17 protein-coding genes, 1 tRNA gene and 1 pseudogene are annotated in these 20479 nt (G+C 65.1%); 10 read left to right on the top strand and 9 right to left on the bottom strand.

All coding sequences use genetic code 11. The annotated features are described in order from the left end of the window. Nucleotides 1-487: 487 nt before the first annotated feature. The gene (gene aroA / locus ACU6XJ_RS04875) at nucleotides 488-1738 is read left to right on the top strand and encodes a 3-phosphoshikimate 1-carboxyvinyltransferase (protein WP_476307154.1); all 1251 of its coding nucleotides are present in this window, start codon (nucleotides 488-490) and stop codon (nucleotides 1736-1738) included. Nucleotides 1739-2314: 576 nt separating this feature from the next. Further along, nucleotides 2315-2629, top strand: a complete 315-nt coding sequence (locus ACU6XJ_RS04870; RefSeq protein WP_476313805.1) for a DUF6192 family protein — start codon at nucleotides 2315-2317, stop codon at nucleotides 2627-2629. On the opposite strand, the gene ACU6XJ_RS04865 is transcribed toward ACU6XJ_RS04870, so the two are convergent. Continuing rightward, the gene (locus ACU6XJ_RS04865; RefSeq protein ID WP_476307153.1) at nucleotides 2626-2844 is read right to left on the bottom strand and encodes a hypothetical protein; all 219 of its coding nucleotides are present in this window, start codon (nucleotides 2842-2844) and stop codon (nucleotides 2626-2628) included. The genes ACU6XJ_RS04870 and ACU6XJ_RS04865 overlap by 4 nt on opposite strands. Before the next feature lie 458 nt (nucleotides 2845-3302). On the opposite strand from ACU6XJ_RS04865, the gene ACU6XJ_RS04860 reads away from it, so the two are divergent. Both ACU6XJ_RS04860 and ACU6XJ_RS04855 read left to right on the top strand, forming a co-directional pair. Continuing rightward, nucleotides 3303-3872, top strand: a complete 570-nt coding sequence (locus tag ACU6XJ_RS04860; RefSeq protein WP_476307152.1) for a glycosyltransferase — start codon at nucleotides 3303-3305, stop codon at nucleotides 3870-3872. 161 nt (nucleotides 3873-4033) lie between these two features. Continuing rightward, complete coding sequence (locus ACU6XJ_RS04855) at nucleotides 4034-4411, top strand: hypothetical protein (protein WP_476307151.1); 378 nt, start codon at nucleotides 4034-4036, stop codon at nucleotides 4409-4411. A 76-nt stretch (nucleotides 4412-4487) separates the two neighbouring features. On the opposite strand, the gene ACU6XJ_RS04850 is transcribed toward ACU6XJ_RS04855, so the two are convergent. Further along, a complete protein-coding gene (locus tag ACU6XJ_RS04850) occupies nucleotides 4488-5363 on the bottom strand; it encodes a trypsin-like serine peptidase (RefSeq protein ID WP_476307150.1) in 876 nt (291 codons plus the stop codon). Between the two features lie 101 nt (nucleotides 5364-5464). Continuing rightward, nucleotides 5465-6508, bottom strand: coding sequence for an endonuclease/exonuclease/phosphatase family protein (locus ACU6XJ_RS04845; RefSeq protein ID WP_476307149.1), 1044 nt, complete (start codon nucleotides 6506-6508; stop codon nucleotides 5465-5467). 415 nt (nucleotides 6509-6923) lie between these two features. On the opposite strand from ACU6XJ_RS04845, the gene ACU6XJ_RS04840 reads away from it, so the two are divergent. Then, nucleotides 6924-7706 (top strand): substrate-binding periplasmic protein, encoded by a 783-nt coding sequence (locus ACU6XJ_RS04840; RefSeq protein ID WP_476307148.1) that lies wholly within the window; start codon nucleotides 6924-6926, stop codon nucleotides 7704-7706. Between the two features lie 365 nt (nucleotides 7707-8071). Here the strand turns inward: ACU6XJ_RS04840 and ACU6XJ_RS04835 are convergent, their stop codons facing one another. Continuing rightward, nucleotides 8072-8935, bottom strand: coding sequence for an alpha/beta fold hydrolase (locus tag ACU6XJ_RS04835; RefSeq protein WP_476307147.1), 864 nt, complete (start codon nucleotides 8933-8935; stop codon nucleotides 8072-8074). 647 nt (nucleotides 8936-9582) lie between these two features. On the opposite strand from ACU6XJ_RS04835, the gene ACU6XJ_RS04830 reads away from it, so the two are divergent. Further along, nucleotides 9583-10350 (top strand): hypothetical protein, encoded by a 768-nt coding sequence (locus tag ACU6XJ_RS04830; RefSeq protein WP_476307145.1) that lies wholly within the window; start codon nucleotides 9583-9585, stop codon nucleotides 10348-10350. Between the two features lie 547 nt (nucleotides 10351-10897). Here the strand turns inward: ACU6XJ_RS04830 and ACU6XJ_RS04825 are convergent. The 3 genes and pseudogenes from ACU6XJ_RS04825 to ACU6XJ_RS04815 form a co-directional block, all read right to left on the bottom strand. Beyond that, nucleotides 10898-11443: a transposase gene (locus tag ACU6XJ_RS04825; protein ID WP_476307144.1), complete on the bottom strand. Its 546-nt coding sequence runs from the start codon at nucleotides 11441-11443 to the stop codon at nucleotides 10898-10900. Continuing rightward, entirely contained in the window at nucleotides 11444-12001 is a 558-nt protein-coding gene (locus ACU6XJ_RS04820; RefSeq protein ID WP_476307143.1) for an IS110 family transposase, read from the bottom strand. It lies immediately after the preceding gene. Nucleotides 12002-12158: 157 nt separating this feature from the next. Continuing rightward, a pseudogene (locus tag ACU6XJ_RS04815) lies at nucleotides 12159-12548 on the bottom strand (IS982 family transposase); the annotation flags it as partial. A gap of 308 nt (nucleotides 12549-12856) precedes the next feature. Between ACU6XJ_RS04815 and ACU6XJ_RS04810 the strand changes: the two are divergent. Continuing rightward, a complete protein-coding gene (locus ACU6XJ_RS04810) occupies nucleotides 12857-13162 on the top strand; it encodes a hypothetical protein (protein ID WP_476307142.1) in 306 nt (101 codons plus the stop codon). Between the two features lie 638 nt (nucleotides 13163-13800). Here the strand turns inward: ACU6XJ_RS04810 and ACU6XJ_RS04805 are convergent. Continuing rightward, nucleotides 13801-13874 (bottom strand) — tRNA-Lys (locus ACU6XJ_RS04805). A 328-nt stretch (nucleotides 13875-14202) separates the two neighbouring features. Further along, nucleotides 14203-17601, bottom strand: coding sequence for a pPIWI_RE module domain-containing protein (locus tag ACU6XJ_RS04800; RefSeq protein WP_476307141.1), 3399 nt, complete (start codon nucleotides 17599-17601; stop codon nucleotides 14203-14205). Nucleotides 17602-18580: 979 nt separating this feature from the next. Between ACU6XJ_RS04800 and ACU6XJ_RS04795 the strand changes: the two genes are divergently transcribed. The 3 genes from ACU6XJ_RS04795 to ACU6XJ_RS04785 are packed head-to-tail and all read left to right on the top strand — an operon-like array spanning nucleotide 18581 to nucleotide 20332. Next, entirely contained in the window at nucleotides 18581-18910 is a 330-nt protein-coding gene (locus ACU6XJ_RS04795; RefSeq protein ID WP_476307140.1) for a hypothetical protein, read from the top strand. Further along, nucleotides 18903-20066, top strand: a complete 1164-nt coding sequence (locus ACU6XJ_RS04790; RefSeq protein WP_476307139.1) for a putative T7SS-secreted protein — start codon at nucleotides 18903-18905, stop codon at nucleotides 20064-20066. Before ACU6XJ_RS04795 ends, ACU6XJ_RS04790 begins: the two co-directional genes overlap by 8 nt. Beyond that, on the top strand, nucleotides 20063-20332 hold the full coding sequence (locus ACU6XJ_RS04785; RefSeq protein ID WP_476307138.1) for a hypothetical protein: 270 nt from the start codon (nucleotides 20063-20065) through the stop codon (nucleotides 20330-20332). The genes ACU6XJ_RS04790 and ACU6XJ_RS04785 overlap by 4 nt, the downstream gene beginning before the upstream one ends. Nucleotides 20333-20479: the final 147 nt, after the last annotated feature.

Below are 20479 nucleotides of genomic sequence, written 5' to 3'. Positions count from 1 at the left end.
CCGCCGCGAAATTCCGAGCTCATGTGCTATTTCGGCGACGCCGAGACGCCTGCGGGTAAGCAGCAGCCGGTAAACCACCTCGGTTCCCGAATCGATCCCAACGTTTCCAGCAACTCCCCATGTTCCTGCATGTCGGGGCCAGTAGGGATCTCGCCTCTTGCAATCCGCCGAGAATATCGCGCGACTCAGTGACAAAGCTGATCGCAGGCGTCTCGGTGCGTCACAACGGCATCCGCTGGCAGCGACCTGCCATGGACGCTTCCTGCCGGCCGAATGCCTACCGAACCGGGTGAGCCGCCGCCAAACTTTCCTCGGCCGGGAATCACCAGGCCGGCGTTGGTGCACCCCCCACCGACGCCGGCCGCCCGGCCCTTCTTCCGCGGCGAGGCCCCGACGCGCCCGCAGGTCTCGATCCCTCAGCCAGGAGGTCGATGTCGTGAACGTGTCACGGTTACCGGAACACCGCGCCGTAAATCCACTGTCCACTGTGGACGCAACCGTGGAGGTGCTCGGTTCGAAGAGCTACACCCACCGCTATCTGGCGTTGGCCTCGTTGGCGGGCACCGAGACGACGATCCGCAACGCGCTGCTCGCCGACGACACCGTGTACTTCGCCCGCGCCATCGAGAAGTTCGGCCATGTGCGCGTGCGGATCGACCGCACCGCCGACCTGATCGAGGTCGAGCCCACCGGCAGACTGATGACCGCACCGGACCGCGAGATCTACCTCGGCGGCGCGGGCACCCCGCTGCGCTTCCTGGTCTCCATGGCAGGCCTGGCCGAGGGCACCACGGTCATCACCGGGAATTCCCGCATGCAGCGCCGACCCGTCGCCGACCTCCTGGCCGCGCTCCCACCACTGGGCGTGGCCGCGGTCAGCGTCTACGCCAACGGCTGCCCGCCCATCGAGATCGGCGGCGGCGGTTTCCGCGGCGGCGCCACCTCCGTGAGCGGTGCGGTGAGCAGCCAGTTCACCTCAAGCCTGCTGCTCAGCGCCATCCGCGCCGACAAGGACGTCGAACTGTCCGTTGTGGACGACCTGGTGTCCAAGCCCTACGTGAACATGACCATCGCGGCGCTCGCCGAGCGCGGCGTCGAGATCGAGCGCGACGGCTACCGTCTCTTCCGCGTCCCGGCAGGCCCCGTGGTGCGCGGCGGCCGGGTCCTCGTAGAGCCCGACGCCACCGCCATGAACCACTTCCTGGCGGCCGCCGCGATCCTCGGCGGCCGAATCACCGTGCCGGACCTAACCCCCACCTCGATGCAAGGCGACCTGGCCCTGCTCGGCGTGCTCGAACGCATGGGCTGCCGCGTCTCCGCGACCGAGGAAGGCATCACCGTAGAAGGCGGGAACCTCACCGCCGTCGACGTCGACATGGAGAACATGCCCGACTCGGTGCCCACCCTCGCCACCGTCGCGGCCTATGCCAAGGGCCGAACGTCCATCACCGGCATCGGCACCCTGCGCTTCAAGGAATCCGACCGCATCACGGCCCTGACCACCGAACTACGCAGAATGGGCGTCCAAGTCGAGGAATACGCCGAAGCCCTGACCATCACCGGCGGCACCCCCCACGGCGCGACGATCGAAACCTACAACGACCACCGCATCGCCATGAGCTTCGCCATCGCAGGCCTACGCACCCCCAACGTAGTGATCAAAAACCCAACCTGCGTAACCAAGTCCTTCCCCACCTTCTGGGAACTCCTCGACTCCCTCCACACCCGGCCACGCTAAAACGCCCCCCTGCACCACCGCCACCGAGATACACCCCCGCCCGCCCGGGGGGCGACCCCTGGGCGAGCCTATCGAGGTCAATGGGCGCTCCGCAGCCGAGAAAGCCCTGCCTGTGGATAACTCGGTCGGCTGTGGACAACACACCGAACAACACCGTCCAAGGCGCCCGATGACCCCGAGCACCACAAGCGGCCCGCGCATTCTCGGCCCACCGCTGAATTCGCACTGCCTGCCGAGGCCGACCCAATCCCCAAGCCGCGCACACCAGAATCCAAGTGACACGACAGAACCCGTGTGACACAGAGAACCCGGTATGACACGGAGAGCTCGGTATGACACGGAGAACCCGTGCTGGTCAACGCCAATGGGGACTAGGCTGGGAGGCGAGAAGCTCGCACCGTGGGGGGGTTTGGGGGGCTCGGCCCCCCGAATAAAGACGACCGACCCGGCGAAGTCGCGAAGCGACGAGCAGGGTCGGTCTGCGGTCGTGCGCCAACAGGGACTCGAACCCCGAACCCGCTGGCTAAGAGTCAACTGGACCCGGTATCGCCGGGTGCCGCAGCGTGCCATGACGTGATGTTTCCGCTGGAGCGCAACGGTGAGTACCGGTGGATCAGCGATGCGGCCAAGCGCGTGGTCGGGTGGCAGGTGCAGACCCCGGCGTCGGTGCAGGAGAGGGTCGAGAAGATTCACGACCTGGCGGCCAGCGACGAGGTGGCCGCGGTGGTGGCCACGGACTTCCTGCGGCGCCCGGAGGTGGCCAGCCAGGCGATGACGGTCAACACCGCGCGGCACATGGTCAACCGGGCGCAGATCGACCACGCGCAGCAGGCCAGGGCAGATCGCCCGGCAGCGGACCCCGGCGATCGACCCTTAGCGGTGCATTCCTAGCCCAGCGGCAAACTCTTCGTCGGCAACTGGTCCGTCGGTGACCCCTCCTCGGTCGGTGGCCTCTCGGTCGATTCCCCGGTCGCCAGATCCTCCTCGTCCGCGGCCTTCGCAGGCTTGCCCAGGCTTTCTCCGACGCCCGCAGCAACGTCTCCAACGGCTTTGGTCGCCTGTCCGATCGGTTCGTCCGGCATGGTCGGCTTCTTACGCTCGACCACTCCCACCCCAGTCTTCAACGACGCGGCACTGGCTGAACAGGTCGGTGGCCGTCGTCCTACCGGTCTGTGGGACCCCCGATCGAGCGCGCACGCTCCTCTTAGGACTCGCAGGTCGGGGTTCGGAACAGCCTCTTAGTGGCTGCGCTTAATACAGTTGGAGAAATCCAGACTGAACGTCCGCTCCGGCAGAGCGCTGATCGGGGCGTGGCTCGGGTTGTCGGTCGACGGTGAGCTGGGTGAGTTCGGACAACCGCCTCTGAAGTTTCATACGGAGCGTGGTGTGCAGGTTCAGCGCGGATGCCAGCCCCGTAGATGTGGGGGACGGTCCGACGGTTACGCCGAATTGGGCGGGGTTCGCTGAGGTGATCACCGCGGTGCATAGCGGCACTGGTAAAGATGATCGTGAGCGGCAAGACGAGAGAGAGCTCGTTTGCCACTCACGGTTCGCTTCGGCGCCTTTGATTCGGTCGTCGGCCCTGGCCAGCAGCCTGGACGTCGCGCTGCACACCATCCGCCTGCTACGCGAGACGGGACGCGACGTGCTGCTGCGCGTCCGAGGCGTACCAGAGCACCTCCGCGACGACATGCAGCGCTGGGCCGACACCCTCGCGGGCAAAGGCGCGGCGCTGCTGCTGCCCTTCACCACCGACCCCGCCGAGATCAACACCGACCTGGCATCCGCCGACCTGCTCATCATGCCCTCCCGCCACGAGGGCTTCGGCCTCGCCGCCTTCGAGGCGATCGGCCACGGCGTGCCCACTCTGGTCAACCAGGACAGCGGCGCCGCCCAGTTCCTCACCGACGACAGCCGAGTACCCGCCCACCTCGGCCTGCCCCGGATGGTCCCCGACGGACACCTCGACACCGACCGGCGACCCGCCGCCTGGGCGACGGCCATCGGCAACGTCGTGGACAACATGGCCGAACACACCGCCGCCACCGCCGCCCTCCGCTCCCACCTCGCCACCCGCACCTGGGACCACGCCGCGGAAGCCCTCATCACCGCGGCAGTTCGCTCATCCGCCTGACGCGCCGCCGGTCTTCAACAGGGTTCGGAACGTAACAGCCCGCACCGACAGAATCGGACCTACCCGCCGCCCCGGACGGCACACGGCGGCCACTGCGTCACGGGCCGTTCGATACCCAACGTGAGGCCGAGCGCACGCTTGATCGGGTCCGTGAGCTATTGGTGCTGCCCGACTCCGATGACCTCGATGCCCGTGAGCAGATCACCGAGTTGATTCACACCACCTTCAAAGCAAAGGCCGAACTGCCCGACACCGAGACGGTCCGCCGCCGCTTGGTCGTCGGGGCAGCAGTGACCGAGACCCCCACGATGGAACAGTTGCTCACCGAGTGGCTAGCCAGTCGACGCGCGCTGCGCGCCAACACCGTCCGATCCTATGAATCGCACCTCCGCCTCTATCTCGTGCCGCACCTGGGACCGGTGCGCGTCGATCGGCTGCGTGTGGCGCACCTCAATGCCATGTTCACCGCGATCGAGGAGTCCAACGACCTGATCCGGACCGCCCGCGACAGCGACGCCCCCCACTCCGCGCGAAAGTGAAAACCGGCGAATCGTCGGCGCAGCTACGGGGGGTGGGCCCAGCCTCCGCGCTCTTCCAAACCGGCGGGGTTGATGGTTAGTCCTGCATCCAGTTATAGAGAGCCTTGGCCTCTGCCCGTAGTGGTGCGCCCGAGACGTAGCTGGCGGCATCTCCACCGGAAAGGTTGGCCCACAGGTACGGCAAGCCGTTGGAGTCCTTGCCGGTGGTCCATGCACCGCCGCTCATGCCAACCTGGGTGGGGCAGTCCATGAGGACCATTTCCCCGGAGGCGTAGGAGGTGTCGCTGCACTGGGCGAGGGTGTTGCCGTCCCAGCCGGCAGCACCGGGGTAGCCGATGGTGGTGCTGCTCTGCGCGGCACCGGCATCGAACCAGGGCTGCAGCGCACCAACTACATCGTGCAGCTTGCGGCCGTTGAGCGGCGACACCTCGAAGGCACCGTGATCGCCCGGCACGGCCCAGGCCGAGTACTTCTGGTATTGGGTGGTGACACCGGCGTTGAAGCTCGTCCAGGTGCCGTAGGGCCGATCGCCGTTACCGGAGGAGTTGTAGGCGGGCACGAACACGATCTTGCTGGCCCAGGAGTCCGTGACGGTGTCCATGATGCAGTGACCCGCCGTCCACACCAGATGACGGTTGGCGCTGGCCATCGCGGCCGCCGAGCACACGTAGTCCGACCCGTTCAGGGTGAGGAACATCTTGCCGTGGGTGCGCAGGGTCGTCGTGGTGTAGGGCCGGGGCACCGCGGTGAGTTTCTCGACGGCCTGCGCGCTGCGGCCGGCGGCACCGGTTTTGCCTCGCTGGGCGGGGTCGACATCCAGCGGCACCGCGGCGGCCATCCGCTCCGGCGTCCAGTAGGCCGCCGCCGCATCAGTTTCGGTCTGGCTGAACCGATGGGATGACATTCCGGACGTGGAGTCGGGTGCCGCCTGGGCGGGGACCGCGACAGTCAACGCTGAACATCCTAAGAGGACGGTGGTGAGCAGGCGGACAAGGGCGTTGTTCATCATGAGTTGTTTCTCCGCAGGGTGGGATTGATGTGTTGTAGAAGTGATCAACGAATTCGTAGGTCACTGACGACCGCGGCGTGGTCGGAATAGAAATTGCCCGCTCCGTGGAAGGGCAGTCGTTCATCGACGGTGAAGGAGCGGTTTACGCGCACATCGCCCTTGGCGAAGATGAAGTCGATGCGGGCCGGGGTGATGAGACGTTCGGTCGGCTGCGGCGACCAGGTCCGACCCTCTTTGGCACAGACATCGGGATTCGCCGCGCGGTAGGTGTCGACAAAGCCCGCGTCGGTCATCACCTTGGTGGCGGGCAGCAGATAACTCAGGCCGAGGTGATTGGGACACTTCGCCCATTCGGCCGTCCAGTCCGAGGCCGCGACCGCATTGAAGTCACCACCCATCAGCACCGGATCGGTATTGCCCGCCAGCATCGCCGGAAGCTGCTTGCCGACGATCTCGTTCAAATAAACGGTTTGGATTCGCTGGGCCTGCACGACCTCTTCGGCGCTGTGCCGCGGAGCCAAACCGGCACGGGTACCCGCGGCGTTTTCGTCGATGAGGTAGCCGTCCCACGGGTTGGTGTAGGTGATCCAGGTACTGAACAGGTTGGCCTGCCGTCCATTCGGCAACTTCACCCGGACACCGCCGAGGTTGAAATGGCTGATCTGCCCGCCCGTCGGCTTGGGAAACACTTGAGTAACCGGATAATGGGTGAACAGCCACAGATTGTCGCGTCCGGATTCAAAGTCTGTGATTTTGATGCCCTCATACCTGCCCTTGCCTGCGCGCCGGGTCAGGGTCTCCTTGATCTGCTCCCCCGAGCCATAGGTCTCCACCGCAAAGAACACGTCCGGCCGGAGCAGCGCCACCTGATCAAGCAGTTTGGGCAGGTTGTCGCTGCCACCGCCCTTGCCGCCCAACCAGATGTTCCAGGCCATCACCCGAACCCGATTGCCACCGAGGCCAAAGGCCTCCGCATCGCCCTCGGCCGCGGCGGGCACCCCGCCGGCGGTGACCCCCGCAAGCAAGCCAAGGGCAAGAATCGCGCGGGTCAGTCGCCTGAACCCGTGTCGTGTGTTTGTGATCGTCACGGCGCCAGAAGCTAGATGGAAATGTGACAACTTGCGAGCTCTCCGTGGAAACGACAGGAAAGCACTGGATGAACATCGATACCTAATTTGGTGGAAGAAAGTCACCGAAAGCCGCCATAACAGCCTCTGCGTTACTTTCGCCCGTTTTCAGGATCCAATCCTGCATCCAAACAGATCAGCGTCCAGGCCGCCCCGGGATGTGACCACGTTAGGCTATTCGGGCGCCGCCGTATGCGGATTCTTCCACCGTGTCACAACTCGGAAGGCTTCCCATTTAGGCCGCGTCATCGCATTGTGTCCAAGTTGTTAGAACTGGCAGGCTCGGCGCCAACTCGACACGCTCGATATCCGGACACCCACGCCCACAAGGCGCGGTTGGCCGCATGTCGAATCACCCTGTACACAAGAGGACGCAATGCGCACTCGCCAAGCCTGGGCCTTCGCCTTCATCGTTCTGATCATCACCATCACCAGCTGCGGCGGATCCTCCTCGGCCGAATCCGAGCGCCCGACAACAGGTCTGTTGCGGGACGATCAGCTCACCAGCTGCATTTTCGTCGACAGCGAGCCGTTCATGTTCCGTCAAGGCGAGGAGATCGCCGGTTTCAGCGCCGATCTGACCCAGCTGATCGCCCGTGAGCTCGGGGTCGAGGAGAAGATGGTGGAAACCCCCTTCGAGTTCATCGACTCCGGTGAGGCGCTGGAGGCGGGCGCCTGTGACCTGGTGTCCGCACCATTGACGAACACTGACCTCCGCAAAGACCTCATGGATTTTTCCGAGCCCTATCTGCCGGCGAATTTCGGGCTGGCCGCCGCTCGGGAATCCGGTATCGAGGATTTCGATGACCTGACCGGAAAAACACTCGCTGTCCGGGCCGAAACGGCCAACGAGGAATATGCCGCCCTCCGGGGCGACGGGGTACGCCTGCTCCGATTCGATACCGTCACCGCCCAGCTCAACGCGGTTTCGGCGGACAAAGCAGACGCCGCGATCTGCCTCTATAATGTGCTGCGGTCACAGGCCAAGAAGAACCCGAAACTCAAGGTCCAGGAAATCGTGACGGGCGACCATTTCGGCATCGCGATGCGCAAGGGAAACAAGCAGTTGACCGAGCGCGTCAACGCACTGATCAGCAAGATCAAGCAGAACGGTACGTTGACCAAACTTCACGAGAAATGGTTGGAGCCTGCCTCATAGCCGAGGTAAGGAACCTCAGGTGCCCATGTCGGTGGCGCGGCGCCGGACCATCAGCACGGCTACATCGTCCTGCGCCGCCTGCACCCCGATCAACGCCGACATCACCTTGCCGCCCATCCGCTCCGGTTCATCCGCCGGATGATGGCGACAACGCAGGTGTTGCCGACCAGGGTGTCGCCACGAGACCCGGTGACAAGATGGCCCCTGGGGTGGCGCAAGCGAAGGCCGAGGATTGTTTCGTCGCGCCGCCGCGCCTGCACGGCTGCTTTGAATCTCTGGCCGCCAGCAGACATCCGCTCATGCCACAGACCGCGTGTCAGGCTGAGTGCGCGCTCATGCTGATGAGGGAAGATTTTCCGCCACCGCTACCGGAGGAATCGGGCCAAGGTTTCGGCCAGTTGGGATGGGTTTTCCTCGGCCATATGATGACCGGATTCGATCCGGGCGGAGGTCAGCTCTCCACTCACCCAGGATCGCCAGATGCCGGCGGGGTCGCCGTAGAGATCCTCCATGTCGTCCCTGGTGGACCAGGCGACCAAGGTGTCGCAGGTGATGGTGCGGCCCGCCGCCCGGTCTGCCGCATCGTGTACGCGATCCACGGTCAGGCCCGCGCGGTAGTCCTCCAGCATCGCCCGCACGGTTGCCGGATCGCTGACTGCCCGCGTCATGTCGGTGTAGTTCTCGTGCCCCATGGCGCTCTCATCGGGGCGATACCAGGCGAGGGGGTCGGCCGTGATCACCCGCTCGGCGTGCGGGGCGGTGCCGAAGAAGAACCAGTGCCACCACATCGTCGCGAACCGGGCGTCGGCACGTTCCAGTGCCTCAAGGATCGGCACACTGTCCAGGACGGCAAGCCGTGTCACCAAGTCGGGATGGTCGAGTGCGGCCCGGTAGGCGACGTAGCTGCCGCGGTCATGGCCGACAACAGCGAACCGTTGGTGTCCCAGCTCGCGCATCAGGGCGACGATGTCGCCTGCCATCGTGCGGTCGCAGTAGACCTCGTGCCCCTCGTCAGGTGGAGGTTTGGACGACCGGCCATACCCGCGCAGGTCAGGACAGACAACACTGAAACCGTTTTCGGCAAGCCGGGGGGCCACCCGGTACCAGGTCGTGTGGGTTCGCGGGTGTCCGTGCAGCAACACGACGGCCTGCCCCTCACCCCCACTTCTCCCATGGAGAGTCACCAAGTCGCTGATGGCGACGTCCCACTCTTCAAAGCTGTCGAACACGGCACTACTGTCCCACCGGCCAGGAACAACCGCTCAACCGCCGACCGTCGTGCGACCAATGCGCGATCGCGGGCGGCGCGAACGCACTCTCATGCCGCTGATGACGGCTCGGTAGGTGCTTATTTCACCGGTGCGAATCTCGCACCGGATGCGATATGGCCCTTTTTGCTGGCGACCACCAGATATTCGAACCGTCTGAATGCCCGTCGTTTTCAGCCTTTTGTCACCGGGTGTGATCGCCCCCCGCTGGGCGGCTGTCGGCGTACTGAGTTAGTTGCCCAGTGGTGTACGGGTGAACGTGCCCAGCTTCCTGTTGCTCCGTGGAGGCGATGCGGGCGCCTTGCTTGATTCCGTTCGGGCTCTGCATCGAGAAACTCGTCCCCGGCCGATGAGTCGCCGCCCGGCGGGTGCTTTCCCCGTGTGGATCTCGGTGGAAATCCCTGACGCCGTCCCGGATGTGCGGACGTGCCTGCCGTTCCTAGCCTGTCGGTACCTGATTGACACCTACCGCAAGGAGTATGAACATGCGTTTAGCCCGCATACTTTCAGCCGCGATGTTGGGAATCTCCACAGCAGCCGCCGTGGCGCCGAGCGCCGCGGCCGTGACGGCACCGGCGTGCACGGCGCCGGCGCCGGGCCCGTGGAGGGTGGATCCGGCAACGACCGTCGCGCCTGTCGGGCCCGGGAGCCCGGCGGACCCGGTCACCGCCCAGCGGGTCCGCGCCGGGATCGACAACTTCGTCGCGTGCGTCAATGTCGGCGACCCTGCCAAGCCGGATGACCTCAGTGCCAACCCGGTGGCCACGCTGTTCACCGTGCATTTCATCGAGTCGTTCATGCATCAGGACAGCTACGCGGAAGTGCCCTGGGTGCTCGGCGGCCTGCGCATCGAGCACCTGCGCATCCACGACGTCATCGCCTACCCGGACGGCAGCTCCAGCACCGAAGCCACCTTCCTCGCATACGGCCACAAGTTGGCACACGAACGCTGGTACTGGTGGCCGGACACCGACGGCTACCTGAAGGTCAACAAGCTCGAGCCGCTGGACTCACCCATCCCACCGAACGCGGCCACCATCAGCATCGAGGTGGGCGACTTCTTCTACCGGCCGAACACCTCCACCGTGCGCGCGCCCAACGGCAAGCTGGTGCTGCGGTTCCACCAGACCGGCGCCAAGCGCCACGAGGCGATCCTGTTCCAACTCCCCGAGGGAGCCACCGCCGAGGACATGCTCAGCGGAAAGCTCACGCCAAACCAGATCGTCACCATCGGGCAGGACAACGGCGCCGACGTCATGTCCCTGGTCGCGCTGCGACCGGGTACATACACCCTGGTCAGCTTCGAACCGGGACCGGACGGCAGACCACTCGCCCTGCACGGACTGACCACACAGTTCCGGGTACAGGTCTGCTGAGCTCGATCAACACGCTGGCAGGCATCCGAACGCATCGGCTCGACCTGCCGGGCGGGTGCGGTCGAACAAGGCAACGGGTGACCGCTCGTGCGGCTGGACCACATGGTGCCCACGGGTGGCGGCGACCCGGCTGACGGTGCGCGATGCGGGAAGACCAGGACGCGTCCGGCCGGCCAGTGGTGTTGCTTCACAATGCGCGCGGGTGCCTTGAGTAGCGTCGTTCGACGTGCCTGTGGCGGGGGGTCGCTGGCCGACGGCCTGGCGCGGGCCGGGCATCGCGTGTATGTCGTGGACGTGCGCGGGCGCGGTGGGTCGACACGGCCTCCACAGATGAACGCGCCACCGACGGCGAACCTGTCACGGGTGAACAGGTGGTGCGGGACCTGGAGCGAGTGGTCGACTGGCTCGGTCGTGGGCCCGTGGGCCCGTGGGCCTGGTCGGTTGGGCCACGGGCTGGCACTGGGCAGCCTGGTACTTCGAGCAGTGCGAGGCGAGATGATTACCAGGGCAACATCCTGTTGTCGTTGACACCTGCAATGGCACCCCTCTATGTCAAGGCGGAGTTGGAGAGTGGCGCAGGCTGGGCGGTGCGGGTTCGGGAAGTGACTTCTCCGAAGAGCCGATCGTCGGGGTCGGATTGGCCGCGCTGGATGTCAGAGTCGCTCCCGAGTGTCCTCCCGGGCCCCGCGTCAAGCGGTGTTGTTCGGGCCGCACGGGTGTCGTTGACGAGTTGTTTGTAGACCACATCGGACAGTCGTCGTTTCAGACAACGCAAGGGCTTCATAGGGGTCTTCGCGGCGGCGAGTTTGCGCCGGTAATAGGTACGTCCCGGGGTGTCGTTGCGCAATTGGACGATCGCCATGATGTGCAGGACGCGGTTGATCCGCCGGTTGCCCGCCCTCGAGAGCCGGTGGCGTCGCTGGTCGCCGCTGGAGGCGTCGATCGGTGCGGTGCCGTTCCAGGACGCGAACCGGCCGCGGTCGGTGGACCGACCGATGTCACCGACATCGCCGAGGATCCTAGCGGCGCCGGACGGGCCGATCCCGTAAAGGCCTGGCAGCCCGGTCCCGGTCGCTGCGAGCAACTCGGTCAACTACTTGTCGGCTGCCTTGATCTTCCGGTCGATGTCCGCCAGTTCCGTGATCAGCTCACTCGCTAGCTGCCGCCGGGTCTTGCCCGCCAGGTCACGAGGCCGCACTCCGGCCAGCAGTGCACGAGCCTGGGTGGCGGACAGAAACCGTTTCGCTCCACCGGGAAGTAGTTCCAGCAGGAGGCGATGCAGGCGGTTCACGGTCTGCGTGCGGGTGAATCCGAGTTCGTCACGTCTGTCGACCAGCGGCCGCAACGCGACCGGATGATCATCCGCCCGGGCCTGGGCCAACCCCGGCGTTCGCACTGCGACCACGACGATCGAGTGCGCGTCGGTGGCATCGGTCTTACGGCCCTGGCGAGTGGAGAACACCCGCGGCCTGGCCGACAGCTTGCTGGCACGTCGAGGACGGTTTCGCCGTCGGCGACCAGGCGTTGGGCGAGGTGCTTGCCGATCCCGCCGCAGCCCCACCGCCCACACCTGATCCGAGAAGCGACGACCGACCCCGAGCATCTCTCGATAGCTTTCGGCGTCGGTGCCAAACCGGCCTCGGCCCAGCACCCGTTCCCGGTTGTCCAGGATCTCGATGGCGCCGATCGCTTGTGCGGATCCACGCCGATCACATCAGAACTCAACGTCTTCGGCTCCTCGCTTCACTCGTCCGCGAACACCTGCGGCCTCCAGCCAGTTTGACTTGGTGATTGATTCCAAGGGTCCAGTGGTCGCAAGCGGTTAATGATCGTTTGATGGGCTGGCCGGTCTTGTCGTTGTGCCAGATCGCGGCGGTCAACGTGAGGATGTGTTGCAGGACCCGGATGATCACCCCGGCTGGTGTGCACCCGGCGTGGCGTTCCAGGTCAAGCTGTGCCTTGAAGGTCTGGTTGATCGACTCGATGGTCTGACGCAGCGGCTTGAACAACGCTGCGCCAGGCCTGACCGGTTCGCCCTTGCGGGCCTGGCGCAGCAGCGTGATCCCGGCTTGGGCCAGGGCGTGCTCGAAGTGTGTGCCGTAGTACTGCCGGTCGGCGATCAACGTTTGACCCGGCCGCTGGCCGGTCAGGTCTGGATGGGCTGTCAGGACGCCCAGCAGGGTTTCTCGTTCGTCAGCATGCCCCGGTTGATGACCACGACCGTCGGATTGCAGCCTCGACGGTGCACGCGTTGCTATCTGGTTCTCGTCCCGCCCGCTACGCCACTGTGGTGGCAGTCGTGAAGGCGTTCATCACCGGGGTGCGCTGACAGGGACATCGCGCCAGATGAACCTGCCGGCCTCGTGACAACCGTCTGCGGTATTCGGGAGTTTCCAATCCTCATTCAGCCGCTCTCCTATCCCGAGCAGCGCGTCGGGAGGACACCGCGTTCACCAGGGGCATCGTCCCGAACCGGATCTTTGCCCTGCTGCCGCCGATGTGGTCGGTGACTATCCAGGCCGAGGTCACCGAGGCCGGGGACTACGAGCTGATTGACCGCTATCTCTCCCGTGGCATCGCCGAAACCGAGCTGACAACCACTGCGGAGCCGGCCGAGTGCTTCGCACTGGAGCGGGAACTGGTGGACCGGGCCTTGCGCGCTCTTGCCGCCATCGGTCACCTCCACTTCGCGGGTGGCCGATGGACGCTCACGGAGCTGGGCATGCGATCGGTCCAGCACCAGACGCGATACGTCCGCACCCGCCAGGCCGGCGCAAGCTGTACTTCGACGCGTTCGGCTCCCGGCCGCTGAGCAGACCGTGCTACGACAGCCGCACCGTCACCCTGCTCACCGCCGACCGGCTGCCGAACGGACGGCCCGCCGAGGGTCCCTGGTTCAGCGCGATGATGCCGACGCTGGCCGCCCGATCCCGCCTGGACCGTGGCCAGATCGAGGAGCGGGTCGCCCGACTCGCCTGGCCGGGCCCATGCTCACGTCGCGATATTCCCCGTGGGCACCCCACAGTGGACTTCCGCGAACTCCGCCCCTGCGTCGCCGCTCAGTCGCTGCGGATCTCGGCGGCGATTCGAGCAACCAGATCGCGATCTCGGCGGTCTGGTCCCGCGCGACGTCCCGATGTCGCATCGGGATGCCATGTGCATTCGGGACCACCAGCGGGGCGCTCGGCGGCGGACAGCGGCGGGTGGGGACCATGCCGCAAACGGGGATCGTCACGTCAGCGGCCGACAAAGAGTCCCATGTTCGCCGCCAGCGCCAAGTCGCCGGGGCACAGTGCGCGGGTCCGCTCTAGCGTCGTTCCCGCTGGCACCTGATCTTGCGAGCTGCGGGGCTCCTGCCCGCGAGCACACATCGAGCACCCAAACGACCGATGTGGACAGTCGCAAAGAAAAATCCCACCCGAACTCGCAGGTGGGATCGTTTCAGAAATGTGCGCCAGCAGGGACTCGAACCCCGAACCCGCTGATTAAGAGTCAACTGGACCCCGTGTCGCCAGATGTCCCGCAATGTCGCCGTGTGACGTTTCCGCAGGTAATCACTATTCCAGGGTGTCGCTATCCGCCAACGTATGCCGGGTTGGCTTTCTGCCGCCGAGCACCCACCGAGCACACCGGGTCCAAAAATTCGCCACCAAAGAGGTGCCCGTGAGCCAGCATGTGTGCGGACCGGTCGGTGCACGGTTCTGCCAGCATGGTGCAGAAGTGCGCGGTTCAACAAGCGGCCTTTCGTGGATGTCGAAGTCGAGGTCGACCGCCGAGTTCCAGACGGTGTCATTTACCAGTGGTTCGACCGGTCAGACCTCTTGGTCGGCCAGGCCGACCCACGCCACGCACTCAGGGGAGGTATTCCTCGATCTGTTGGGCGACGTGTAGCGGCCAAGGTAACCGGGTGGGCCAACGGATGTATGGGGCTGCGTCCCGGAGGTTGTGAACGAGCGTGGCCCAGTGTTCGGGTTGGTCGCCTTCTTGGATGCCAGCGACGAGCAGTTCGACGAGTTGCTCGTTCCACACCTGCGCCCGGTGGTTGAGCCTGGTCGACTTGCCGTGGCGCCATCCGGCATCGATCTTCGAGTTGTACAGCGTCGCGTCTACTGCTATTGCCGGCTTGCCGGTGGTGCTGACGAACGATCGCGGTTCGGGCGACCGCCATAGCGCCTTGGGTTGCCCGATGGTGTCGCCGTTGATGCCGTAGCAGTCCGGTACTTCGCCGGATTCGGATGTGCGCAATAGTACGTGTCGAAGGCCGCGCAGCGTGGCGATCGGCTGCGGGCCCTCACCGAAGTCCATCGTGTCGATGTCCAGTCGGCTATTCATGAGGAAGGGCCACGCGATACGGAAATTCTGCGCGTGGGTGAGTAGAAGTGTGTCGGTGTACTCCGCGACGGTGTCCTCGATGACTTCCTTGATGAACTGTTCGGGGCCGGACGATACGTACGGGTCGGTGAGGGCATGATGTTCGGCGATGGTGAGCAGTGCGGTGTGCAGCGGCTCCCAGGTGGTATCGGGCGTCCGGACGCGTATTTGTTGGCCGGTGGGGTCGATGAGAACGGCGATGGGCAACTGCCGCCGAACGCTTCGAGCACCGCGGTCGCCGTGGCGGATCATCCTGAGCGCCAACATTGCCGGACGGCGGGTCAGCGTGTTGCGCGCTGGTGACGGGAGCTCGGCGGGTCGCACACCGAGCTGGCCAAATAGATCGTCGACGGCGCGGGCGGACCTGCCCGAGTCCGGGGCTGCTGGTCCATTCATGGCGTCAGGCTGGTTCTGCGTTCGAACCGGGGCCAAGAACTGGCTAAGTCGACCCGTCTTGGCCAACGCGTGCCGGAGGGCCGCTTTCGTCTCGTTGGTGCGACTCCCATAGCCGTCGGCTAGTGCCGTTTCCACCAGAGCGATCGTTGGGTGTGTGGCGCGGTTGAGCGAGCGCGTGATGCGGTCCGCAAACGCCCTGGTCGCAGACTCTGACGCAGGTCGATCGACAACAAGGTCGGGGGATGCGTCCGAGGTGTCGATGCGTCGTACGCCGACCGTCACCGATCCCAAGTTCACGAGCATCTCGTTGTTGGACAGGTCGTGGGCGCGTGGGAACTCCACGCCAAGCAAGTGACCAATCCGGTCGAGGGTCTGCTGGACGGCCGTGTCGGTCTCGGTGAACAGTTCGATGCTCAACCGCCGGCCGACCACGTCGGCGAGGACGTTCGGCTCAATCGCGTTGGCAGCCACGCGGGTCAGGCCCTTGTACACCGTGCCCAGCGCGCGGGGCAACGGCTCCATCGGGCGCAGATGCGGGGCGAGTTCCTTGACGGCCCAGTCCATCAACGGAGCCCGGTCAATCGCTGACAGGCCACCGCTCACGTTCACCCAGTCCAGCATGCCAGCGCGGTAGGGCACCGCTGCGGCAACAGGTCGTTGCAACCACATTCGCGGGTTGTCGACGAGGTCCGCAGGATCGGGTAGTTGGTGAAGCAAGCCGGCGTTGTCGAGCACTCGCGTCATTGCTCCGGACCATTGGGGTTTCCAGCTCACAGCGTCGCCGCTGGCCTGCAGCTCGCGAACGAGCTTGATGTTGGCGGTGCCGAAATGCCGCGCCACATCCCGTCCTGTCAGGTCAGGATCAACGGCCGCGAGATAGACAGTGCGTTTTTGTCCGGCCGTGACCTTTCCGCGTACCGGCATCCACCGGCGTACCCCGAAGGCAAGATGAACGATGGGCTCGTCGCTGAACGGCCGGGAATGCACCGTGATTGAGATGGTGATGGAGAACGCCATCGAGTCCGTCTGCTCTGGCGGCCAGGACATAACTTCGGCGCCGCGTGCACTCGGGCAGCGGAGGAAGCACAGACCTCCGAACGGCGCCCGAGCATCGGGACGTGACAGCCTGGCCGCCACGTCCATCGAGATTAACCGCGCGAGCCTTCCGAAGGGCTGGTCCAGGGTGACGTTGACCCTCTTCCAAACTAGGTCGGAGGGGCTGAGCTGCGTCAATGTTGATTGGATCAGTTCCGGATCGGCGTCCTGCGCTAGAACCCAACCGGCGACCAGTCGGAAGATCAGCTCGGTGGGCACCGGGTGGTAACCCAAGAGCCAATCCTCGCCATCGCCACCCCAAGACCGAGTCACCACGCAGTCGGCGAGCACAGCGGTAACCGCTTCGTTCAGCGCGGCAATCGGGAGACGTCCGCCCCCGCGGACATCGGTGAGCGCCAGCAGGGGTTTCCGCCAGCGCTCCGGAAACTCCAACGCGTAGTAGTCGTGCCGACTGAGATTCTCCGAGACCAAGCGCAAGGCGGTGACGGCGAGATGGCGGTAGTGGGCCGAGGTCTGCGCTGGCCTGTTGTCCTGTTCATTGCCCGCGTGCACAACGGATTCGGCAGGTGCGGAAAGCGTTTTTGTCGCCTCGGGAACTTCTGCGGTGGCCCGCGCGGGAGGTCCGGCCGTGGTGGTCAGCGTGTGCTCGGCAGCTGAGGCACCGGCGGCAGGCGATGAGCTTGGCGAGCTGTCGATGCCCAGGGTTCGAAGCTGCTCCGGTCCTAGACCAAAGCTCTCGTCGGTCAGGTCGCAGACCAGACTCTTGGGCAGAGGTGGCCGTGCCCCAACGCGACCGAACAGCAACCACCGGTGCCACCCGAACAACCAGTCGAGGGCCATTGGATCATCGAACAGTGCGATCCTCCGCAGCAGACCGCTGAAGACCGCGCGCTCACTTGCGGGCAAGCGAGGGCCCGACCTGGCGTGCAGGCGAAGGACGGCGGAGGACGAAACAGGCGAATCATCGTGGACTGCCTCATATATCTCGTTCCACGAGCAGAGCACCTCGACCAGGCCTGACCCCGAACTCGTGCTCTTCACGTGCAAGACGTTGCCGCCCACTGAGAGGATTTCGACCTCGTCGGCAGGAGGCCGAACGGCACCGGTCTGTCGCAGGACCAACGCCGCGCCAAAAGCCCGCGCATCGCCCACGGGTACGACCACCCGCAAGCTGTTCACAGTCGGACTCACCGACTCGACGAATAAGGGAAACTCCGGCCGCGCGCCGTCTCGCCACAGTGCTCGAGCTCCGTGCAACAGGCGATGCAGCACGGATGACTCCAGGAACTGTTGAGCGAGGCTCTGCGCGGCAGGAATCCACGGCGGTCCATCGCCGGGCTGCGGCATCTCCCGGAGAGCCCTCCAGTGCTTCTCGCCGGTGTAGTGCGCTCGGCGACGCGCGGTGTTCCTCCGCTTCTTCCTGTTCATCGCCGCCGGGCTCCATACACCGCGACGATCACCTCTCGACTCCAGGTACGTAGCTCCCGCAACAGGCGCAACGCCAACTCGCTGTGCGTTCCTGGGCGCAGGACAGCTGTCATCCACACTGGAATGGCGAACAACGCCACAATGAGGATCGGCAGGTGGGCAATCGCCACCACCAGAGGGCGCACGGCGATACCAGATAGGGCCGGAAGGCCACCGGAGGGCACAGTCATCTCCCGTTCCGCCACCCGGCCAGCGGTAATCGAGATCAGCTGATACCACTCATGTGATTGCTGTTTCGAGCTGCGGGAGCGTGAACCCCTTCAACCGCCCTAGCGGGAACCAAGTCCGGGAGTTCCACGACGGCAAGGCCTTCGCACTGGCCCACAGTGAAGGTACCAAACGAGTCAATCCAGCTGCCACGCGACATAAATGGGTGCGCGCCTGAACGCCGATCTCTCGGCGCAGGTACGCCCCACACACGCGCCTTTCACCCATTTGGGTGGTGCGCGGATATAATTACACGGCCTGACCCCAACCGAGTCTGACCGGCGGACTGCATGCGACGTGCTTTCGACGCTGCGCGGCTCTCGTAGAGGTTGATGCGGCGGCCCCTCCTCGACGAGATGTTCACCGCCAGCAGGCTACGTCACTGCTGGCGCGCGCCGGGCAGATGGTGCTGCGCCGGACCGGTTATTTGACACGCCCACCCCGACAGCGGGCCGGTGGCGTAGGCGCCGGTATGGCCCCGCCTGACGGCGGTGGTTTACCCCACGCGGAAACCACCGCGCTAAGGCCGGACACTGTTCGGAAAAGGTGCCTTTGCCGGGGCAGAGGAAAAGCTCACATGTTCATGACGCGGAACTTTCTCCGATCCGGATGTGCACAGCCTTGTGGTTCGCCACGATGAGACGCGGTGAGTGTTAAGCGGTCTCTCCACAACGGGAGGAGGGCCGCGCCTGGCGCGGAGGAGGTGACGCAGGTGGCGACCGAGCTCCACGGACCGGGGTTCGATGTCAATGTGGATGCGGTCGAGGAGGCTGCTCAAGGCGTTGTGCAGAGCGTCCATGATCAGGACAGCTTCGAGCTGCGCAGGTTGTGCGGCGAACCGGTCCTCTACGGCCACGACGGGTTACATGCCGCGCTCGCCGACTACTGCTCCCGCTGGAGCGACGGCCTGGACACCCTCACCGGAGATGCCGAAGCCATCGGCGAAACCCTCACCAAGGTAGCCAAGGTGTATCGGGCCGTGGACCAAGCGGCAGCTCAGAGCATGCCGAATGACCCTGGAATGGGGGCCGTGGATGGCTGAGCTCGGCCAGACCCAGGACCCCCGCGAACTCGTTCCGGGCAATCCCGAAGCCATTGAGGAAAACGCGCGCGTACTCCGCGGCCGGGCCACAGCGGCTGAGCATGCCGGAGACGGACTACGCGCCATTGATACCGGCGCTTGGAAGGGACCCGCCTCCGACGCATTCCGCGACAAGTTCACCTATGAGCCGCGGAAGTGGTTCAACGCGGCGGAGTCGCTACTCGCGGGCGCCGAAGCGCTGGAGAACTACGCAAGCACGCTTCGATGGGCACAGTCACAAGCCACCGAAGCCATCCACCTGTGGGACCAAGGCCAAGCGGCTACACAACAAGCCAAAACCGCCCATGACACGGCGGCCGCACAAGCCCAGGCGCAGAATCAACCCATCCCTCCGTTCACAGATCCCGGCGAGGCGAACCGACAAGCCGCCCGCGAGATCTTGAACCGAGCCAGACAACAGCTCAGCGACGCTGGCGACGTTGCCGCCGGAATCCTGAGCGGTGAGGCCGAATCGGCACCGGAGAAATCTGATTGGATGGACGAACTCGGTGCCACCTTGGCCAACGCCGGGGCGCACCTGGTGAACGGCTTGGCCTCCTTGGGCAACGCCGCGATCCACCACCCTGAGCTCGTCCTCGCGGCAGCCGCAGGCGTCGGGCTCTTCGCAGTCAGTACCGCAGGGCAGGTCGCGGGTGTCGCGCTGGACGCCACGGGCGTAGGTGCAGTAGCTGGTGTCCCCCTGAATATCATCTCCGCTGCCGGCATGGCGACAGGCGCGACCATGACCGGCGCGGCGCTCATGGGCATCATCGCCAACGCGGCAGGCGACGATGAAATCACGCCCCTGGACACCAACCACCAAACTGACGCCGCAGCGGAAGCAGCAGCCGCGGAACCCACCTTCCCGCCGCCGCAGGAGGTAACCGGCGCGACCGAGCACGGACAGCAACAAATCGAAACTCGAAACGGCCACGGCGTCAGTGACAAAGCAATCCAGGATGCTGTCAGCAACCCGGTGAAGGACCCACAGTACCGACCGGACAAATACGGCGGCCATTACCGGTACACCGGTGAGGATGCGGTCGTCAACCTCAACAAGGATGGCAAGATCATCACCGCGTGGCCCAAGTCCAGCGCAGGATGGAGACACCCATGACAAACGCTCTCGACGTTATTTCGGATCAACATCGAGAAGTGATCATCGCCATTCTCGCTGAGCAAGACCCTGCTCTGCTCGATTCGCTCCGCTCGCACGAACGCCCGACACTCGACGAACAGGAACAAATCACCGACATCCTCGCCGACGCCTTCAGCGAGAACCTCGGCCCTGGCCAGATCCCTACCGAGCGAGGCGTTCTGATCGACAACGCGTTGGGCGACTTCCTCACGCACTGGCCTACCGAGAAGCTATCACCTCGATAGTCTGATTCGGTCACTGCAACCGGCGAGATAGGGAACCGTCGATGGCTGCGCACTTAGCCTCGGCATCTACCAACGAAATCGTCTGCTGCACTGGGAGCTATCGTGCTGCGACATGCAGTCAGGGAGCATCCCCATTTGGGTAACACT

This window comes from Actinorectispora metalli, from assembly GCF_056323685.1.
This window is presented reverse-complemented; position numbering and strand designations above follow the sequence as displayed.

Coding starts and splice junctions, on each gene's coding strand:
- ACU6XJ_RS04870 (WP_476313805.1), top strand. CDS start 2,315: ATGTTTCCGCTGGAGCGCAACGGTGAGTACCGGTGGATCAGCGATGCG.
- ACU6XJ_RS04840 (WP_476307148.1), top strand. CDS start 6,924: ATGCGCACTCGCCAAGCCTGGGCCTTCGCCTTCATCGTTCTGATCATC.
- ACU6XJ_RS04800 (WP_476307141.1), bottom strand. CDS start 17,601: ATGAACAGGAAGAAGCGGAGGAACACCGCGCGTCGCCGAGCGCACTAC.
- ACU6XJ_RS04790 (WP_476307139.1), top strand. CDS start 18,903: ATGGCTGAGCTCGGCCAGACCCAGGACCCCCGCGAACTCGTTCCGGGC.
- ACU6XJ_RS04785 (WP_476307138.1), top strand. CDS start 20,063: ATGACAAACGCTCTCGACGTTATTTCGGATCAACATCGAGAAGTGATC.